Origin of the sequence: Aquimarina algicola, from assembly GCF_006443095.1 — a bacterium.
Classification (GTDB): Bacteria; Bacteroidota; Bacteroidia; order Flavobacteriales; family Flavobacteriaceae; genus Aquimarina; species Aquimarina algicola.
The window spans coordinates 138461-159706 of the sequence record NZ_VFWZ01000009.1 but is presented as its reverse complement, the minus strand read 5'-3'; the positions used below and the strand labels follow the sequence as shown (position 1 = coordinate 159706).

Sequence of the window (21246 nt, the reverse complement as noted above, 5' to 3'; positions counted from 1 at the left end):
TTTATTTTTTTTAGATTCTCAATTAACCGTATCTATAATTACGTAATTCTTACTTAAAAATTAAGTATTAATACTTAATTTTATCGTTTTAATACGTAGTTTATGAAAAAGGTAATTGTTATTGGCAATGGTATGGTAGGATACAAGTTTTGCGAAAAATTTGTGGCTTCCAAAAAATATGAACATTACAGTCTAACTGTTTTTGGAGAAGAACCTAGACATGCTTATGATCGAGTGCATCTTAGTGAATACTACACCGGAAAGAACTCTGAAGATTTAAGTTTATCTTCTTTACAATGGTATACCGATCATAATATTGATCTTCACACCTCAGAAATGATTACAGAAATTAACAGAAGTGCAAAGACAGTTTCGAATCATAGAGGTGTAAAATATGCGTATGACTATCTTGTGATAGCTACTGGATCATCTGCATTTGTACCTCAAATAGAAGGGATAGAAAAAGAAGGAGTCTTTGTATACAGAACTATAGAAGATCTAGAAGCAATCGAATCCTATGCATCAAAACTAAAATCTGAAGGAAAAACAAAAGCTGCAATCTTAGGAGGAGGCTTATTAGGTCTAGAAGCTGCTAATGCGGTAAAAGAACTCGGATTACAAGCACATGTAGTAGAATTCGCTTCTAAATTAATGCCAAGACAGTTAGACAAAGGAGCAAGTGATATGCTCCAAGCAACAATTGAAGAACTTGGATTAACGGTTCACTTGGATAAACAAACAAAAAATATCAAAGGAACACATGCTATAGAAGGGCTAGAATATATAGATCATGATCATCTTTTAGTTGATATGCTCGTAATATCAGCAGGAATTCGACCAAGAGATGAGATAGCTAAGCATAGTGGACTCGCAATAGGCCCTAGAGGAGGAATCATTGTTGATAACAAGATGAAAACATCAGATGATTGTATCTATGCGATAGGAGAAGTAGCACTCTATAATAATATGATATATGGTCTTGTAGCTCCTGGATACGAAATGGCAAATGTAGCTGTAGCTCAAATCACAGGAGAAACAGATACCGTAATGGCAGAAGACATAGATATGTCTACCCAACTAAAACTTATTGGTACCGAAGTAGCAAGTTTTGGAAATGCTTTATCTACAGATGAGAATATTCACTCTATAGTCTATGAAAACAAATGCAAAGGCATATATAAAAGAATAAATATATCAGAAGACAAGACAAAATTACTAGGAGGAATACTAATAGGAGACTCTTCAGATTATAATGCATTGTTTCAACTTTATCATAATAATATTTCTTTACCCGAAGATCCTGAAAATTTAATTTTAGGAAATCGTGAGGGAGGAGATGTTTCTCCACTTGGCAATGTGATGGATTTACCAAACAGTGCACAGATCTGTTCTTGTGAAAACATCTCAAAAGAAACAATATGTACCGCTATTCAAGATGGTACTTGTGATACTCTAGAAGATGTTATATCGTGTACCAAAGCAGGAACAGGTTGCGGAGGCTGTAAGCCAATGGTAAAAGACTTGGTAAATGAAACGCTAAAATCCCTTGGAAAAGAAATTAAAGATACAATTTGTGAACATTTTGACTTAAACAGACAAGAACTTTTTGATATCATAAAACTAAAGGGATACAGAACGTATGATCAAGTTCTGAATCATTATGGTAAAGGTGATGGATGTGAAACCTGTAAGCCTATTATTGCCTCTATTATGGCAAGTATTTATGCCGATACTGCAAACAAAGAAGAAGTTATTCAAGATTCAAATGATAGATTCTTGGCCAATATCCAACGTAATGGAACATATTCTGTTGTTCCAAGAATTCCGGGAGGAGAAATTACACCAGAAAAATTAATCGTATTGGGCGAGATTGGTAAAAAATATGACTTGTATACCAAAATTACGGGTGGGCAACGCATCGATTTTTTTGGAGCGCGATTAGATCAGCTTCCAAAAATATGGAAAGAACTTATAGATCATGGCTTTGAAAGTGGCCATGCTTATGGTAAATCATTGCGTACTGTAAAAAGCTGTGTAGGATCAACATGGTGTAGGTATGGTATGGATGAAAGTGTAAGTTTTGCAATAGCATTAGAAAACAGATATAAAGGCCTTAGATCGCCTCATAAAATCAAAGGTGGTGTTTCCGGTTGCATACGAGAATGTGCAGAAGCGAGGTGCAAAGATTTTGGTGTTATTGCAGTAGAAGGAGGATGGAATTTATATGTATGTGGTAATGGTGGTGCAAACCCAAGACATGCAGAACTTTTAGCTGAAAAAATTGATAATGAAAATGTTATCAAATATATAGATAGATTTTTAATGTTTTATATAAGAACTGCAGCGCCGCTAGAACGTACGGCTAAATGGCTAGACAATTTAGATGGTGGTATTGAGTATCTAAAAAAAGTAGTTATTGATGATAAACTTGGATTAGCAGATGAACTAGAATTAGAAATGCAACAACTAGTTAATCATTTTCAATGTGAGTGGACACAGGCGATTCAAAATGAAGAAATCATGAAGCGATTTAATCACTTTGTGAATAGTGATGATACAGATGATAGCCTGGTGTTTGTTCCATTAAGGGAGCAAAAGATGCCTCAACCATGGCAATAACACTAATAAGAACACATTTCTAATACAAAATTCAAACAAAAACCCTAAAAAAGTTAATAGCAATGCAAGAAATTTTAGAAATTTATAAAAAAATAGATACCGAAGAAGTAAAAGTTTGGTTTAAAGCAGCATCAGTAGACGATTTTCCTGTTAATGGAGGCGCATGCATAAAATATAAAGAAAAGCAAATAGCTGTATTTAATTTTAGCAGAAGAAATAAATGGTATGCCTGTCAAAATGTTTGTCCGCATAAAATGGAGATGGTACTAAGCAGAGGAATGATTGGTGATCAAAATGGTATTCCTAAAGTTGCCTGCCCCATGCATAAAAAAACTTTTTCTTTAGAAAATGGGGAAAATCTAAACGGTGACCTCCCTCCTATTGCTACTTATCCCGTAAAGATTAAAAACAATAATGTTTATATAGGCTTTTCTGAATAAAGAAAACATATAAAAAACTAAGTTAAAAATATTAACTTTGTTAGTATATCAAAATCACTCTTATGATCGATGATAAACTTACAAACGCTTATTCATTAATTGATAAAGCCAATGCAGAAGATCCAAATAAAGAAAAAGTAGATGGTGAATCGATTGCCAAAGAACTCCTCTATGGTCAACGAATGACCAAAATGATTACTACGTTTGAGCCCGATGCTTCAGAAGCTTTAAAAATAGCGGCAAGGGCGCAACACATTTGTAGATGGAAAATTCCTAGAGACACCTACCCTATGAATAGAGTAGGATATCTAAAATGGCGCGAAGAACTGAAAAAATTTCATGCAACTACCACTGCAAAAATTCTTGAAGAAGTTGGATATGATAATAGTACTATAGATAATGTTTCATTTTTGCTTCAGAAAAAAAAACTAAAAAAAAACAAAGAAACACAAACGCTAGAAGATGTAATTTGTTTAGTTTTTCTCAATTATTATTACGAGGAATTTTCTAAAAAACATACTGATGAAAAAGTTATCGATATTTTACAAAAAACATGGCGTAAAATGTCTGAAAAGGGTCATGAAGCTGCCTTGGAGTTATCGTATTCAGAGGATGGGTTATCTTTAATCAAACAAGCATTGCAATAAATCTTTTTTACATTGAACAAGCAAGAATCTTTAGATCATCAAACATTTAGCCGTTTAAGCAAAATTTATATTATTGCTTTAGGAGCAATTGCTCTTTTTACAATAGGCGCTCAGTTTTTTATTCAAAAGTATTTAAATACTCAAATAGATGACTCCAGAATCATCAATATCTCCGGAAAACAAAGAATGCTCAGTCAGAAAATAGCTAAAGAGTTATTATTAATTGAGTATTTCACAGACGAAGAATTAAAAAACCAACATATCAATCATCTAGAGGTTACTGTAGATTTATGGAAAGAAGCCCAAGAAATACTAACACAATACAATGAATCTGTTCAGAAAAAACATAAAGACAGTACAGAAATCATGAAAATGTTTGCGGCACTTGATCCTTATTTTCAGGAAGTCTATAAAAATACTGTTGAAGCATTATATGTAATCAAAAGTGATTCAAAAAACACAAAAGATTTTAAATCTCATTTAAATAGAGTTATAAAATACGAGCCGCTCTTTTTAAAACAAATGGATGCAATTGTTTTTCAATATGATAAAGAGGCTAAGCAAAAAGTATCCAGTTTAAAAAGAATCGAGTATATTCTTTTTATCATTATTATTTTGATATTAATCTTTGAATTTTTCCTATTATTCAGACCTGCTACCATTACGATTAAGAAGACAATATCGGATTTGATGCTGTCGCAGAAGAGAACTGAAGATATGGCTCATAGAACTGAAGAGTTGAGAAAAAAACAGGAACAAAATGTTCAAGAATTAATTTCACTTACCAAGGCTATAGATCAGACACTATTATATGCAAGAGTAGATCATAAGGGTACTATCATAAATCTGGGAGAACGTTTTACTCAAATTTTAAATGCAGAAGACAATCCTAAGCAAAAGAATCTGGCAGATTTCATCAACTTAAATGAAGTCCAAAAAAATAGACTGCTTCAGTTATTAAAACAGAATAAAGGAAATATTTTTAACGAAGAGTTCTCTATCAAAACAAATAAAGGTGAACAAATTTGGCTTGATGTGTCGATCTATACTATTTTTAAAATATCTGGAGATTCAGAAAAATTAGTATTATGTTCTGATATCTCTAAACGGAAAGAAGCTCAAAAAGAGATTGAAAGACTAAATGCCGTTCGATATAAAGAACAACAAGAAATCCAAAAATCAAATGCAAGTCAAATAGTCGAAGCACAGGAAGAAGAAAGAAAAAGAATTGCTAAAGAAATACATGATAGTATTGGCCAAATGCTCACTGCACTAAAGCTTAATATAGAATCTATCAACTTAAAAAATCAAGAACGAACCGAACAAAAAATTGAAGGATTAAAGCAATTATCTGATGACTTGATACAAGGTATCAGAATTGCTACTTTCAATTTAACCCCTCCCGAATTAAAAGATTATGGTATTCTCATCGCTTTACAAAAGATGGTTACAGAACTTTCTAAGCTTACCGGTAAGCGTATTGTGTTGGAACAAGAATCTGAATTACATCAAAGATTTGACAGCTTAGTAGAAACAAATTTATATAGAGTTACTCAAGAAGCTGTAAATAATGCAATAAAATATGCTGATTCAGATTATATATTAGTGACCGTCAATTTATCTGAGTCTATACTAAGTATTACCATAGTTGACAACGGTAAAGGGTTTGATCCCGATAAAATACCTGCCAAACCTGATAATAATGCAAAAGGAGGTATGGGATTATTTTTTATGAAAGAAAGAATGAATTATATCAATGGCAGAATATTCATCAATTCTAAACCCGGAGAAGGCAGCCGAGTTACTCTCAATTATACTATTCCTGAGTAGATTTTGAACCTATAGTTTTATTTTTATTTATGATTTCGTTTCGATAATAATCAATGATTCCATCAATAGGTCTCCTTACAATATTACCTACGGTAAGATGATATGGCCATACAGCAGCTCTAATAATATCTTCGCTAAAATGAGCGATAGAACCTATAAAATGAATAGGCACATTCTGAGCTTCTGGAAAACATAAAACTCTATTTTCTACAAACTCTTGAATTCCTTCGGTCAAAATTTTATAAAAATACCCGTTACGAATACTCGTAAAAATAAACTCTGCAAAAGAAGCTAAATACGTGTTTGGATTGTCTTTTTTATAAAGATTTTCTTTAATTGAATCCGAAGAGAGATCAAAACGTTTTTCAAATTCAGATGCTATTTCAGGTGGCATTCTTTTATAATAATAATCACGTATTAATCTTTTCCCAAAATAATTACCACTAGCTTCATCCATTAATATATATCCTAGAGAATCGACTGTCATATGGATATCATCACCATCATAATAACAACTATTAGACCCTGTACCGAGTATACAAACAATTCCTGGTTCTGTTGTCGCTGCATATACCGCAGCAACCATATCTTCTTTTACAACAACATCTGCATTTGCAAAAAATGCTTCGAAGACACCTTTTAACATTGCTGCTGGTTTTTGTGTTCCACAACCTGCCCCGTAAAAGTGAACGGTATCTACTTTTTCTTTATAAGAAGAAAGTTCATCGTTCTCTTCAATTCTTTTTTCGAGAAGGGATTTTTCAAATACAGCAGGATTTAAACCTTTTGTACGGGTTTTAAAAACAATATCTCCTGAATCATCTAGAAGAATCCAATCACATTTTGTGGAACCACCATCAGCTAATAAAATCATTTTAATCTTTATTATTGGTTTGTAAAGAGAGTAATTTTGAATATTCTTTAATCTATCTTAGATACTAATCATAATACATATAGTAATCATAACTTGTAATCAATCTATAAACTTAGCTATATGTATTATGAATTAGTTTAATTCTTATAGCATTTCTTTTATAAACTTCCTACATGAAGCGATAAATCAACAAGTTTTGCAGAATATCCATACTCATTATCATACCAGGATACAAGTTTAAAAAAGTTATCATTAAGAGCAATCCCTGCATTTGCATCAAACACAGAAGTCATTGATTCTCCAACAAAATCTTGAGATACTACTGCTTCTTCTGTATATCCTAGAATACCTTTTAATTCATTCTCTGATGCTTTTTTAATAACTGCTTTTAAATCATCATATGAAACGGATTTATCTGTTTTTACAGTAAGATCAACTACAGATACATCTGCTGTTGGTACTCTAAATGCCATTCCTGTTAATTTACCTTTTAAAGATGGAATTACTTTTGTTACAGCTACAGCTGCTCCGGTAGTAGAAGGAATAATATTATTCAAAGCACTACGTCCTAATCTATAATTCTTTTTGGAAGGGGCATCTACAGTAGATTGAGTAGCTGTAGAAGCATGTACAGTTGTCATTAATCCTTCTGCTATTCCAAAATTATCATCGATTACTTTTGCTAATGGAGCAAGGCAATTTGTAGTACAAGAGGCATTAGAAACAATTGTATCTGTTGGTTTAGCCTCATGATGGTTAACTCCCATCACAAACATAGGAGCATCTTTGGATGGCGCAGAAATAACTACTTTTTTAGCTCCGGCTTTTAAGTGTGCTTCGGCTTTGTCTAGCGTTGTAAAAATACCTGTACAATCCATTACTACATCTACTCCTACAGCATCCCATTTAAGTTCTTCAGGGTTACGTTCTGCTGTAACACGTATTTCGTTTCCATTAACTATTAAGTTTCCGTTTTTTACTTCAACTTCACCATCAAACTTGCCATGAACAGAATCATATTCTAATAAGTAAGCCAAATGCTCTACATCCAACAAATCATTAATTGCAACAATCTCTATATTTTCTCGCCCAGAAGCAATTCTAAAAGCGATTCTTCCTATTCTACCAAAACCGTTAATTCCGACTTTTAACGTACTCATATTTAATAATTTAAGTGTTTAATTTATAATTTAAGATCATAATGATTAAACTGAGGTAATATCTGCTACCTTAATCAATTTATCATGTTTATGTGTTCTCTTTTCTAATGCGGTTTTGAGAGTAACTATGGTAACCTCTTTATGAACTATACCAATCATCACTTCTCTTTTTCCTTCTATGAGCGCCTCTACTGCTCCTACTCCCAGTTTGCTTGCGAGTACTCTATCGTAGCAACTAGGGGCACCCCCTCTTTGTATATGTCCGAGTACAGAAACTCTCACTTCGTAATCATCAAGGTTTTCTTCTACATACTCTCCTAACTCAAAAATATTTTTACCAGATTTGTCACCTTCTGCAACTACGATAATGCTAGAAGTCTTACCTGTTTTTTTACTTTTTCTTAATGAATCCAAAAGCCTCTCTACTCCCATATCTTCTTCAGGAATAAGAATTTCTTCTGCACCTGCTCCAATACCAGCATTCAAAGCGATATCTCCGGCATCTCTTCCCATTACTTCGATAAGAAATAATCGATTATGAGAACTAGCGGTATCTCTAATTTTGTCTATAGCATCTACTACCGTATTTAATGCCGTATCATACCCTATTGTATAGTCTGTACCATTGATATCATTGTCGATAGTACCCGGGATTCCTACCACAGGAAAATCAAACTCTTCTGACAATTTTAATGCACCGGTAAAACTGCCGTCTCCTCCTATCACTACGAGTGCATCAATATTATTTTTCAAAAGGTTTTTGTATGCTTTTTCACGACCTTCTTTGGTTCTAAATTCTTGTGAACGGGCAGATTTAAGAAAAGTACCTCCTTTATTAATAATATTACGTACTGATCTGGCATTTAGCTCTTCGATTTCATTATTAATAAGACCTTCATATCCCTTAAAAACTCCGAAACAATTTAATTTATAATAGCTACAAGCACGAACTACAGATCGTATTGCAGCATTCATTCCAGGGGCGTCACCACCCGAGGTTAAGACTGCTATATTTTCAACTTTTTTTGTCATTGTAACCAAAGCTATCGTTATTACAGACAATAACCTAATTTGTCAAAAAACTAAAACGTTTTCGGTTGATAAATTTCGTATTTACAAACGAAAAAGCCTCTATTCTAACACTTTTTCATTTATTACGTTAAGATTAAAGTAATTCATTAAAAATACCACTCCCTGCATTTTTTACTCCCAAAATTTGCATAAAAAACAAAACGACCTGTAGAAACAAGTCGTTTTTGTAATAAGTAATTCTTTATATTGATTATTTCTTAATCAAAATCCTATATTGCCATGGCGAAAATTGTAGTTTCTCATTAGGGATAATTCCTACTGATTCTCCTGACAGATAATCTTGAAAAACACCTTCATATTCAATGGTAAATTTTAAGGTTTCTTTTGTCATATTAGCTAAAAAGATAACCTGGTGGTTGTCTTTCTCTCTTCTGAATGCTAAAACTTTGTCATCTTCTGATGTCGAAATCTTGTGATAAGAAGCTGCTTTTTTACCGCCATGCAAAGCAGGATTCGAATTTTTAAGTTTTCCTAATTTTTCATATAGCGTGAAGAATTTACCTTTATTCTTAAGAATAGTATCTTTTTCAAAGAACAAAAGTCTTTTATCCATATCATATTCTTGTCCGGAATATATGAGAGGCATCCCGGGAGCTACATAAGACAAAGCAGCAAACATTTCTGAAGCATTTCCCATTCTTTCTTTTACAGTTCCATTCCAGGAGTTTTCGTCATGATTGGATGTAAAATTCATTAGGATATCTTCTTTTGTATATAATGAATCGATTTGTTTCATTCGTTTATCCCAATCAATTACATTTGCTTTTCCTTTTGCAATATCATTCATTTTATGATGTGTATCCCAAGCGTACCCCATATCGAATCCATTTGCTAAAAGTTCGGGTTCCCAACTTTCTGCAAGCATAAATACTGGTTTAATTTTATTGAGTTCTTCTGTTGTTGTTTTCCAAAAATCTATAGGTACCATACCAGCTACATCACATCGAAATCCATCTATTCCTTCTTCTTTAACCCAATACATCATATGTTTTTTCATTTCTTCTCGCATCTCTTTACTATCATAGTTAAGGTCTGCCACATCCGTCCAGTCTGTATCAACGGTATGTGTGATATTTCCTTTTTTATCCTTTGTATAATATTCTGGGTGTTCTTTTATCCAATGATGATCCCATCCTGTATGATTAGCTACCCAATCCAGAATAACATAAATACCATGATCATGTGCCGTTTTCACGAGGTTTCTAAAATCTTCGATAGTTCCAAATTCTGGATTAACTTTACTATAATCCGATATCGCATAATAACTACCTAATGACCCTTTACTTTTTGTTGTAGAAATTGGGTAAATAGGCATGATCCAAAGAATTTTAACTCCCAATTGTTTTAAAACCGGAATGTCTTTGGTAAACGCATTAAAAGATCCTTCTTCAGAATATTGACGAATATTTGCTTCATAAATGACAGCATTTTCCATCATTGCGTCACTTACAGAAAGAATAGTTTCTGTTTCTGTTTCTTTTACTTCTTCTTTAACTAGGTCTGCCTTCTCAGCAGTATTTTTCTTTTCGGTTTTTCCACAAGAAAAAACAATTCCTAATGATAATATGCTTATAAATATTTTTTTCATGAATTTTTAAATTGAATGTAATATGTTGGTGTTTTATTGTAATTCTAGTATCATCGAAGTCTGTGATGAAACCTGAAAATCTTTGGTGGTATCTATAGTAGTACCTGTTAGAATGTCTAATCCTTTGGTGAATGTTTTTACACCTTCTGTAAAACGAGAAACGTCAATTGTTTGATCATTTTTGTTATTATTGATAATGACCATAACACTTTTTTCTTCTGTGTATCGAAAATATACGTATACATTATGAAATGGAATATACTGTAATAGCTTTCCTCTGTGAATCGCCTGAGATTGCTTACGCCAATTCAAAACTTTTTTTGTAAACGTATGAAAAGCCTCTTGACTGTTTGTTCTTCCTTTTTTCACAGATGAAGGCAGAAATGCATTTTGTTCATCTTCTTCCCAACCTCCGGGAAAATCTCTTCTAATATCGCCATCTCCACTTTTATCTCTATTACCAAGCATTCCTATTTCATCACCATAGTATATCTGTGGAATCCCTCGAGTAGTCAAAATTAATGTCATTATCATTTTATATTTATCAATATTACTTTGATAAACTTCATTAATTCGATTTGTATCGTGATTACCGGCAAAAATCAAGATATTATTGATATCTGGATATAAAAAATCATTGGCAAAATTATTATAGGCTCTTATCATACCTTTATCCCATACATCATCATTTTCATTAAACATTGTTGTTACCGTATTATATAACGTAAAATCCATGACAGAAGGCAAATGAGAGTTGAAATTGCCTATTGCTCCTACTTTGCTATCTTTTTGCCAATACGCTATTTGTGCCTGATCATGCATCCAAACCTCTCCTACAATGTTAAAATTCGGGTATTCTTCCATAATTGCTTTTGTCCACTGTGCAATCGCTTCTTTATCATTGTAAGAATAGGTATCTACCCTAAGCCCATCTAAATCTGCATATTCTATCCACCAGATAGCGTTTTGAATAATGTATTGAAGCACCAACGGATTATTTTGATTGATATCAGGCATAGAAACATCAAACCATCCATTCATACAACCTTTGGCATCTATCTGTGATGCATGATTATCAAACTGTGTTGTCATTCGATAATTACTTCTTTTAAACCCTTCGGGCCATTGATGTATCCAGTCTTTTGTAGGTAAATCCTTGATCATCCAGTGTTTTGACCCCCAATGATTTGTAATATAATCCATGATCAATTTCATATCCAATTTGTGCAACTCCTGAGCCAATTTTTTATACTCTTCATTGCTTCCATATCTGGGATCAATATTATATAAGTCGCTTTGAGCATATGTATGATATGAGTATTCGGGCTCATTATCTTCTAATAAGGGCGTACTCCATAAAGCGGTAGCACCAAGATCCTTTATATAATCTAAATGATTAATTATACCTTGTATATCACCCCCATGTCGTCCTGCCGGATTTGTTCGATCTTCTTTTTCTGCAATATCTGACCGCGAATGTTTTTTAGAATTTCCATCAGAAAACCTATCAGGCATCAAAAGGTAAATGACATCACTACTATCAAAACCTTTTCTATACTTAGAGTTAGCTTTCCTATCTTTAAACTCATACTCTCGAGAGGTGACAACTTTTCCTTGATTTTTAAAATCAATTACGATATTACTGGATGTAATATCTTTGGTATTTATAGTAATAAAAATATAGTTTGGATTTTCTGTTTTAGTAGTTTCTGTAATAGTTACCCCATCAATTTCTACATCGTACTTGGATATATCTTTTCCATAGCACATTAATTGTAATTCTTGATGGTGCATGTTACTCCACCAAAATGGGGGTTCTATTTTCTCTACTTGTGAGTAACTCAATGAAAAATAAAAACTAGCAATTATAAATATTACAAAAAAATGTTGGTTTTTCATTATACGTAATTATTTATTAACTAAAAGGTAATTTTGAATAAAAGAAAAATAGGAATTTGTACTATTGAGTATGAAGTACAAAAACAAATTGACGTAAAATCGAAGTGAAATAAACGACTATATAATTCATTTTTCAGGACACCTTATGTTATTTAAAGTGTCCCAAAAAAATGATCTATATTTAAACGCTAAACAGTTACCAAATGATTTGGTGTTATTTTCACTTCTTTATTATCAACAACTATTAATAGTTCTTGATCTCCTTCGAGGTTAAAAGACGTTCCTTCTTGCGAAACATTTACTTTTAGAATTTGATTTCTAAAATTAACATTAAAAGAATATCCTTTCCATTCTTTTGGGATACGTGGTGTAAAAAACAAGGTATCATTTTTAATTCTAAGTCCTCCAAAACCTTCTACAATACTCATCCAGGTTCCTGCCATACTAGTGATATGAAGTCCTTCTTCTACTTCTTTATTATAATCATCCAAATCCAATCTGGATGTCCTTAAATAAAATGTGTATGCTTGTTCCATTCTATCCAAAGATGCTGCCTGAATGCTATGTACACATGGTGAAAGTGATGATTCATGAACTGTAAAAGGCTCATAAAAATCAAAATGACGTTCTAATTCTTCTTTTGTAAAATGATCTTCAAACATATAGAAGCCTTGCAATGTATCTGCCTGCTTGATATATGGTGATCGTAAAATCCTATCCCAACTCCACTTTTGATTAATAGGTCTTTGGGATGCATCAAGGTTTGATACTGTGATTAGTTCTTTATCCAAAAATCCGTCTTGTTGTAAATATACTTGATGTTTTTCAGAATATGGAAAATACATCTTTTCTGCTACCACTAGCATTTCTTCAACTTCTTTCTGAGTAAGCTTTGTTTTTTCTATAATTCTTTTGTGATCAGAAGCATATTCTTCTTCAACTTTTTTAAGGTGTTCTACACAATATTCAATACACCATTTTGCCAAATAATTCGTATACCAATTATTATTGATATTGTTTTCGTATTCATTTGGACCCGTAACTCCAAGGATTACATATTTATTTTTATCTGTTGAAAATGTAGCTCTTTGATGCCAAAAACGAGCTATACCGATCATTACTTCTAGTCCTTTTTCTGGTATATAATTGTAATCCCCTGTATATCTTACATAATTATAAATAGCAAATGTCATAGCTCCATTACGATGGATTTCTTCAAAAGTAATTTCCCATTCGTTATGACACTCTTCTCCATTCATAGTAACCATAGGATAAAGTGCTGCTCCATTATCAAAACCTAATTTTTTAGCATTTTCGATCGCTTTTTCGAGATGATTATATCTATAGGTAAGAAGACTTCGCGCTACATGCTGATCTTTGGTAGCCATATAAAAGGGAATACAATATGCTTCGGTATCCCAATAAGTGCTCCCTCCATATTTTTCGCCAGTAAATCCTTTGGGACCAATGTTTAGCCTTGCGTCTTTACCCAAATAGGTTTGATTAAGTTGAAAGATATTGAATCGTATTCCTTGTTGGGCTTTTACATCTCCTTCTATTACAATATCTGCCATTTCCCAAATACGAGACCAGGCTTTTTTCTGTAAATCCAAAAGGGAATCAAAACCAGATTCTGAAGCTTGTTTCAAAACAGTTTTGCTTGCACTTGCCAGATCTTCTTTTTTATGATTAAGTGATACTGTGTACCCTGCGTATTTAACAAGTGATGCAGTTGTATTTTTTGGTGCATTCACTTCATACGATAATCCAACAAATGTTTCATTGCTATCAACTACGGGCAAGATTTCTTCTGCTGTATCATCAAGAAATATCTGATTCAACATTCCTGTACAAACATGAAATTCAGTTTTCATGGTTTTTGACAAAATATAGGCCGAATGTTCTTTATGTGCTACATCATATGTATCCCAAAATTTATCATCCCAGTTACTATCTTCGTTCGTAATTCCTGAATCCAAATAAGATGTAAAAACTATATTCGCATCTTGATTTACAGGTGTCACCTCATATTTGATTACTCCTACTTCATCTAAATCAAGGCTTAAAAATCGAGTAGACTTTACCTTAACTTCTATTTCATTTTTTAGAATTGCTGTAAAAGAACGTTGATACCAACCTTCTTTCATGTTTAATTCTCGTCTAAAATCTTTTACAGCTGTACATGTATGAAGATTTAGTTCTTCTCCATTTATTTTAACATTGATCCCTATCCAGTTTGGGGCATTTAATACTTTTGCAAAATATTCCGGATACCCATTTTTCCACCATCCTACTCTAGTTTTATCAGGATAATATACTCCGGCAATATAACTCCCTTGAAAAGTTTGGCCTGAGTACATTTCTTCAAAATTAGCACGTTGTCCCATCGCTCCATTTCCTATACTAAAAAGACTTTCTGATGATTTAACACGTTCTACATCAAATCCTTCTTCAATAATCGACCAGTTATCTGGTTTTATATAATCCTGATTCATTTTTTCCGTTTTTATTGTACAATAAATAACTACTAATACTATACTCTTGGCAGTTTATAGATTAGGTTTGTTTATTTATATCTGGTTATTTTATGGTTGTAATTAATTGATTAATAAATTCTTCTTTTATTTCTGTAAAATCATTAAAAATATAGTCTGCTTCATGTAAAATTGTAGCATCGCCAATACCAATACTGATCATATCTGCTGCATTTGCAGCTTGAATTCCTGCCACAGAATCTTCAAAAACAATACAATCTTTTGGAGAAATGTTAAGCTCTTGAGCTCCATTGACAAATACTTCTGGGTCTGGTTTTGCCTTAGAAACATTTGTACCATCTACGATTACATCAAACATATTTTGAAGATGTACTTTTTCTAAGATTATTCTCGCATTCTTACTTGCGGAGCCTAATGCAATACCTTGCTCTTTTAATTTTAGGTAATTGAGCACCTCAGGAACTCCTTGTAGAATTTCGGTAGCATCCATTTTTGATATATAAACTAGATACTCCTCATTTTTTTCTGTCATGAGTCTATTGAATTCTTCTTGAGAAATAGATGTATTTCCCCATTCTAATATTTTTTCTAAAGACCTTACTCTACTAACTCCTTTTAGTTGTTCATTTTGTTCTTCAGAAAAAGAAATCCCTAATGAGCTGGCTAGGTTTTGCCAAGCTAGAAAATGATATTTTGCTGTATCTACAATGACACCATCAAGATCAAATATGAATCCTTTTTTCATGTTTATTTTACTTAGGTTTTATTTACAATTACTTTATCATCTACATCTTTAACTCTTGTTACCAGTAATGCTGCCACTATAAATGAAATTCCGCTGATTACAAGTGCATACATGGCATTACCTCCATAAAAATATTTTACTAGAGGACCTCCTATTAGTGCATTAACTATTTGCGGTAATACAATGAAAAAATTAAATATCCCCATATATACCCCCATCTTTCTAGAAGGGATTGCTCCTGCTAAAATTGCATAAGGCATAGCCAATATACTTGCCCATGCAAATCCAATTCCTATCATCGGTAGTATCAATAAGGTTTCATTAGAAACAAAATACATAGAAATAAAGCTAAGTCCCCCTATTACTAAGCATAAAGAGTGTGTTAATTTTCTGCCTATTTTGAGGGCAATCGCGGGTAGAAAAAAAGCAAATATAGCAGATACTGCATTATAAACACCAAACAAGAAACCTACCCAGTCTCCTGCATCCTGATATGCTTTACTCGTATGATCTTCTATTGGTAACCCATAAATATGATGTGCAATAGCGGGTGTTGAAAAAACCCACATTCCAAATAGACCAAACCATGAAAAAAATTGCACCCAACTGAGTTGTTTCATGGTCAAAGGCATTTTTCTAAAATCTGAGAATATATTCAATAATGATGATTGTTCTTCTACTTTTTCTTCAGTATCTGTTTCAAATGCCTTAAGTTCTTCTGGAGTATATTCTTTTGTTGTAAAAACAGTTAAAAGAATACTCCCAACAAGAACAATTGCCCCAATTATAAAAGACAGTAATAAATGTAAGGGTATTTTTCCTGTTTCTGCAACATTAGAAATCCCAAACCAATTAACAAAAGCATAGGGTAACCAAGATCCAATTACTGCTCCAAAACCAATCAATGCTGTTTGTACACTAAACCCCAATGTTCTTTGATCTGAGGGTAGATTATCTGCAACGAGAGCTCTAAAAGGTTCCATTGCAACATTGAACGAAGCATCCATAATCATAAGCATTCCTGCTCCCACCCACAAAGCCGGTAAAAAAGCTGTAAACATATCTGCATTAGGCATAAGAAGTAAGCCTAATGATGCTAAAACAGATCCGGTAAGAAAGTATGGCCGTCTACGGCCTAATCTAGTCCAGGTTTTATCACTGTAGTATCCAATAATTGGCTGTACTATTAATCCCGTTAAAGGAGCAACAATCCAGAACCAGGATAATTCATGTACATCTGCACCAAAAATCTGTAAAATTCTACTGGCATTTGCATTTTGGAGAGCAAAGCCCATTTGTATTCCTAAGAAACCGAAACTCATGTTCCAAATCTCCCAGAAACTTAATTTACGCTTGTTCATTAAGTGAAATATTTAATTATTACACTGATAAGCGTTTAAACTTATCAAAACTTATTTAGTAGAAAGCGAAAATATAAGTTTTGATTATGGTGGTAAATATATTATAATTTTTCAACTATATAAACCTTAATCGGCTTTTTTTGTAGACTGCCGCTCTACCAAACTCGTATCGATGATTACAGTTCTATATTCTTCTGCAACTGTCTCATCATCTTCTAACTTATCAATTAACAACATAGCTGCGCGTTCTCCCATATTTTCTCCATGTTGGCTTATTGTTGTTAGACTTGGTATAAAGTGTTTTGATAATATCCCATCGGTAAATGCAACTACAGCCACATCTTGAGGAACTTTTTTGTTTTGTTTATTCAATATTTTTGCAGCGGTAACTGCGAATAACTCGTTCACCGCAAAAATACCATCTACATTTTTGTTTTTAAGAAATTCATCAATTTCAGATTCGCAGTTATCAATATCTTCTATTTTTAATACCAATTCTTCTTTTTCTTCAATATCAAACCCTCGTAATGCTCTAAAATACCCTCGGGTTCTCAATTTACCTACACTAATGTAATCGACTGTAGTAAGAATTGCTATGTTTTTACACCCCAAAGACAATAAGTGATTTGTTGCGGTTTGCGCACCTTTGGCATCATCAATAATAACTTTATCACAAACTAATTCATCTATCACCCTATCAAATAAAACGACTGGCATTCCTTGATTTATTGTCTCTTGTATATGATGGTAGTCTTTTTTGAGCTGTGTTTCTTTTGCTACAGACAAGATAAAACCGTCTGCGCTTCCGCTAGCCAACATTTCCATATTAATTACTTCTTTATCAAAAGAATTATTAGAAGAACAAATAATTACATTATATCCTTTTTCATTAGCTATTTTTTCTACTCCTCCGATTACAGTAGTAAAAAAATGATGTACAATTTCGGGGATAATAACTCCAATTGTTTTTGTTTTTTTATTCTTTAAACTTAAAGCAATATTATTAGGTTTATAGTTGTAGAATTTTGCAAAAGCTTTGATTTTTTCTCGTGTATCAATACTGATTTCTTCGCTATCTTTCAACGCTTTTGAAACAGTAGATATAGAAACGTCTAATTCTTTGGCGATTTGTTTTAATGTAATTTTCTGCTTCATAGCTTTTATTTAATATTCTTGATTATGAAGTCATCTTGACTTCTATTTATATTAGAAACAAGACAAAGAATAAAATTTGTGTTTTTCTGATTTTAAATTCAAATATGTATTCACTTTTTACATAATACTCAAATTTAGGCACGAAAATATATCATCTCTAAAAATTTATACCTAAAATTTCATAAAGTTTAAAAAGTTTTCCACACGCAAACGTTTTCGTGACACCTCCTAAATATCATCATAAAAATTTAACACAAAATTTACATACTTTGGTTGATGAAAGCGGAAATATAAGTGATTTAAAACAATCAAAACTAGATTTATTTATGAAAAAATTTACTAAAAGCACATTGTTTTTATTGTGGTTAATTCCAATGGGCTTTTTTGCACAATCTTCTATTGAGGGAACAGTAGTAGATGCAGGAAATGGGCAACCAATTCCTGGGGCAAATATAATCGTCAAGGGAACAACAAATGGAACTTCCACAGATTTTGATGGAAGATATACATTAAGTGATGTTAACGAAGGAGAAACTATTTTATTCTCTTACGTTGGATTCGTAACTCAAGAAATTTCTTACACAGGTCAACCAACTATTGATGTTTCATTGATAGAAGATGCTTCAGAATTAGAACAAGTAGTACTGATTGGTTATGGTACCTCTCGAAAAAAAGATTTGACAGGTTCTGTATCATTACTAACTTCTGAAGATTTAAATCAAGGTGCAATTACTACAGCAGACCAGTTATTGAATGGTAGAACTGCAGGGGTAAGAGTTGTAACTTCTGGAGGAGAACCTGATGCCACAGCAAACATTAGAATTAGAGGAGGCTCTTCTTTAAGTGCAAACAATAGTCCACTTATTGTAATTGACGGAGTACCAATTTCTAACAACAATCCGGCAGGACAACAAAATGTACTAGGTCTTGTCAACCCAAATGATATCGAATCTTTTTCTATTCTTAAAGATGCCTCTGCAACTGCAATATACGGTTCTAGAGCTTCTAATGGTGTGATCATTATCAAAACAAAGGCAGGAACTAGTGGTGATGCCAAATTTGAATTCAATTCAAATATTCAAATAGGAGAATTATCAGAAAAACTTGATGTATTTAATTCTGGTGAATTCGTAAATTTTATTACCAATAATTTTCCTGATCAAACGAATTTCTTAGGAGTTAATGGTACTATATATGATACTGATTGGCAAGATGAAATTTATCGTACTTCTGTCACTACAGACCATAATTTTAGTGCAAGAGCAAATCTTTTTGGAAAAATCCCATTTAGAGCATCTGTAGGATATACGAACACACAAGGGATTCTAAAAGAATCTGAATTAGATCGATATAGTGGTGCTTTAACCTTTAGACCAACACTACTTGATAATAGCTTAAAAGTGACAATTAACGCAAAAGGGATATTGTCTCGTAAACAACAACCTGATCAAGATGCTGTAATAGGTTCTGCATTGGCATCAAATCCAACACTACCAGTTTTTGACCCTACAGGTGATAACTTTTTTGGAGGTTTTTTTCAAACTCTAGATCCTAATCAATCTACAATTATAACAGCAGGTCCAAAAAACCCTCTTGCTCTGTTAAAACAGCGAGAAAGAGATGAAGATTCTGATCGATTTATAGGAAATATCGAAATTGATTATGCATTGCCTTTTCTTCCTGAATTACGAGGCGTACTAAACCTAGGTATGGATTACTCAGAATCAGATATATTAGAATCTTTTGATGATAATGCAATTGATGCATATAATAACAATGTAGATAATCCTCTTTTTAATGGAGGAAAATCTTTTGAAGAAAGTCAATTAAGACGAGATCAGACTCTAGAAGCTTATCTATCATATGCAAAAGATTTTGATAGTTTTATCACGAGAATTGATGCACAAGGAGGGTACTCTTATCAAAACTTTTTCAATCGTGGGGTTAAATTCCCTACTCAAATCAATGACGAAGGACTTAGAGAACTTGGAGATGTTTTTGCTTACGTAAATAAACTTAATCTTCAATCTTTTTTCGGAAGAATGAACATTAATTTAAAAGACAAGTATCTTTTAACAGCCTCTTTTAGAGCTGATGCCTCTTCCCTATTTCCAGAAGATAACAGATGGGGATATTTTCCTGCTTTTGCAGCAGCTTGGAAATTAAGCGAAGAAAACTTCCTTAAGGATTCAGAAACAATCAACGAATTAAAATTAAGAGTCGGTTATGGTGTTACCGGTCAACAAGATATAACAGATACCGCTGGGTATTTTCCTTATACTGCATTGTATAGAAACGGAAATGAAGTTGTACAATATCAATTTGGGGATCAATTTTTCTCTACCTATAGAGCAGAACCCTACAATAGTGATTTAACATGGGAAAAAGCAAAGACTTTTAACTTAGGTCTTGATTTTGATCTATTTAATAGTGTTGTGTCAGGTACTGTAGACTATTATAGAACTGATACAGAGGATCTTCTTGCAGAAATCCCTCAATCAGAAGGAAGTTTGATTAATGAGTTTATATCAAATGTAGGTAGTACAGAAAGTGAAGGAGTTGAAGTCTCTTTAAATTTTCAAGCAATTAATAAAGCAGATCTTTCTCTTTCTTTTAATGGAAATATCTCTTTTAACGAAACCTTTGTTACCGATCTTAACAGTGTTACTCAGGTTCCTATATCAGACACAGGAATCGGAAGAGGAACAGGTTCTAATATAGGATACTATGCCATTGGAGAACGATCAAGAAACTTCTGGTTATTTGAACAAGTATATGACGAAAATGGAAACCCAATCTTAGATGCATTTGTCGATCAGAACGGAGATAATGTAATCAATGCTGACGATAGAATTTATATTCCTTATGATCCAAAATGGACGTACGGTTTTGGAACTTTGTTTACGTTCAAGAAAATTGATTTTTCTGCAAACTTTAGAGGTCAGATTGGTGGTAATATTTACAATGCCAACCTTCTTAACAGAGGTTTTGCTGAAGGAACAATTCCTACTGATGGTACTGGATATTTAAATAATTTATTGAATCTGAATGACACCAATGGAACATATACAGGATTTATCGCCAATCCATCAGATAATCAAGCGCTATCAGACTTTTTTGTTTCTGATGCTTCATTCCTAAGGTTAGACAATGTGACTATAGGATATGACTTTAGCGATTTCTTTAATAACGAATTTAGATTACGAATATATGGTTCTGTAAACAATGCCTTTGTAATTACAGATTATGATGGACTAGATCCTGAAAATTTTGGAGGTATTGAAGAATCCCCTTATGCAAGACCAAGGACATATACTTTTGGGGTAAATGTTAATTTTTAA

The 21246-nt window shown here is 32.8% G+C and carries 14 protein-coding genes; 5 read left to right on the top strand and 9 right to left on the bottom strand.

All coding sequences use genetic code 11. The features are described from left to right. Positions 1-102: 102 nt before the first annotated feature. The 4 genes from nirB (at position 103) to FHK87_RS22490 (ending at position 5536) form a co-directional block, all read left to right on the top strand. Positions 103-2619, top strand: a complete 2517-nt coding sequence (gene nirB, locus FHK87_RS22505) for a nitrite reductase large subunit NirB (RefSeq protein ID WP_140597051.1) — start codon at positions 103-105, stop codon at positions 2617-2619. A 62-nt stretch (positions 2620-2681) separates the two neighbouring features. Beyond that, positions 2682-3059 carry a nitrite reductase small subunit NirD gene (gene nirD, locus FHK87_RS22500; RefSeq protein WP_140597050.1) on the top strand — a complete coding sequence of 126 codons (378 nt, stop codon included), beginning with the start codon at positions 2682-2684 and terminating at the stop codon, positions 3057-3059. 62 nt (positions 3060-3121) lie between these two features. Continuing rightward, on the top strand, positions 3122-3706 hold the full coding sequence (locus FHK87_RS22495; protein WP_140597049.1) for a DUF4202 domain-containing protein: 585 nt from the start codon (positions 3122-3124) through the stop codon (positions 3704-3706). A gap of 12 nt (positions 3707-3718) precedes the next feature. Beyond that, positions 3719-5536, top strand: coding sequence for a sensor histidine kinase (locus FHK87_RS22490; protein WP_140597048.1), 1818 nt, complete (start codon positions 3719-3721; stop codon positions 5534-5536). Here FHK87_RS22490 and FHK87_RS22485 read toward each other — a convergent pair. The 9 genes from FHK87_RS22485 to FHK87_RS22445 all read right to left on the bottom strand — a co-directional run bounded on the left by FHK87_RS22485 (position 5523) and on the right by FHK87_RS22445 (position 17905). Next, on the bottom strand, positions 5523-6410 hold the full coding sequence (locus FHK87_RS22485; protein ID WP_140597047.1) for a BadF/BadG/BcrA/BcrD ATPase family protein: 888 nt from the start codon (positions 6408-6410) through the stop codon (positions 5523-5525). The genes FHK87_RS22490 and FHK87_RS22485 overlap by 14 nt on opposite strands. A gap of 158 nt (positions 6411-6568) precedes the next feature. Next, a complete protein-coding gene (gap, locus tag FHK87_RS22480; protein ID WP_140597045.1) occupies positions 6569-7570 on the bottom strand; it encodes a type I glyceraldehyde-3-phosphate dehydrogenase in 1002 nt (333 codons plus the stop codon). Between the two features lie 45 nt (positions 7571-7615). After that, positions 7616-8602 carry a 6-phosphofructokinase gene (pfkA, locus tag FHK87_RS22475; protein ID WP_140597043.1) on the bottom strand — a complete coding sequence of 329 codons (987 nt, stop codon included), beginning with the start codon at positions 8600-8602 and terminating at the stop codon, positions 7616-7618. A 250-nt stretch (positions 8603-8852) separates the two neighbouring features. Then, positions 8853-10250 (bottom strand): alpha-amylase family glycosyl hydrolase, encoded by a 1398-nt coding sequence (locus FHK87_RS22470; RefSeq protein ID WP_140597040.1) that lies wholly within the window; start codon positions 10248-10250, stop codon positions 8853-8855. A gap of 33 nt (positions 10251-10283) precedes the next feature. Then, complete coding sequence (locus FHK87_RS22465; protein ID WP_140597038.1) at positions 10284-12149, bottom strand: glycoside hydrolase family 13 protein; 1866 nt, start codon at positions 12147-12149, stop codon at positions 10284-10286. A gap of 188 nt (positions 12150-12337) precedes the next feature. After that, the gene (locus FHK87_RS22460) at positions 12338-14644 is read right to left on the bottom strand and encodes a glycoside hydrolase family 65 protein (RefSeq protein WP_140597036.1); all 2307 of its coding nucleotides are present in this window, start codon (positions 14642-14644) and stop codon (positions 12338-12340) included. 85 nt (positions 14645-14729) lie between these two features. Next, a complete protein-coding gene (gene pgmB / locus FHK87_RS22455) occupies positions 14730-15389 on the bottom strand; it encodes a beta-phosphoglucomutase (protein WP_140597033.1) in 660 nt (219 codons plus the stop codon). 11 nt (positions 15390-15400) lie between these two features. Next, complete coding sequence (locus tag FHK87_RS22450) at positions 15401-16750, bottom strand: MFS transporter (protein WP_140597031.1); 1350 nt, start codon at positions 16748-16750, stop codon at positions 15401-15403. Between the two features lie 126 nt (positions 16751-16876). Further along, positions 16877-17905: a LacI family DNA-binding transcriptional regulator gene (locus FHK87_RS22445; protein WP_140597029.1), complete on the bottom strand. Its 1029-nt coding sequence runs from the start codon at positions 17903-17905 to the stop codon at positions 16877-16879. Positions 17906-18231: 326 nt separating this feature from the next. On the opposite strand from FHK87_RS22445, the gene FHK87_RS22440 reads away from it, so the two are divergent. Then, the gene (locus FHK87_RS22440; protein WP_140597027.1) at positions 18232-21246 is read left to right on the top strand and encodes a SusC/RagA family TonB-linked outer membrane protein; all 3015 of its coding nucleotides are present in this window, start codon (positions 18232-18234) and stop codon (positions 21244-21246) included.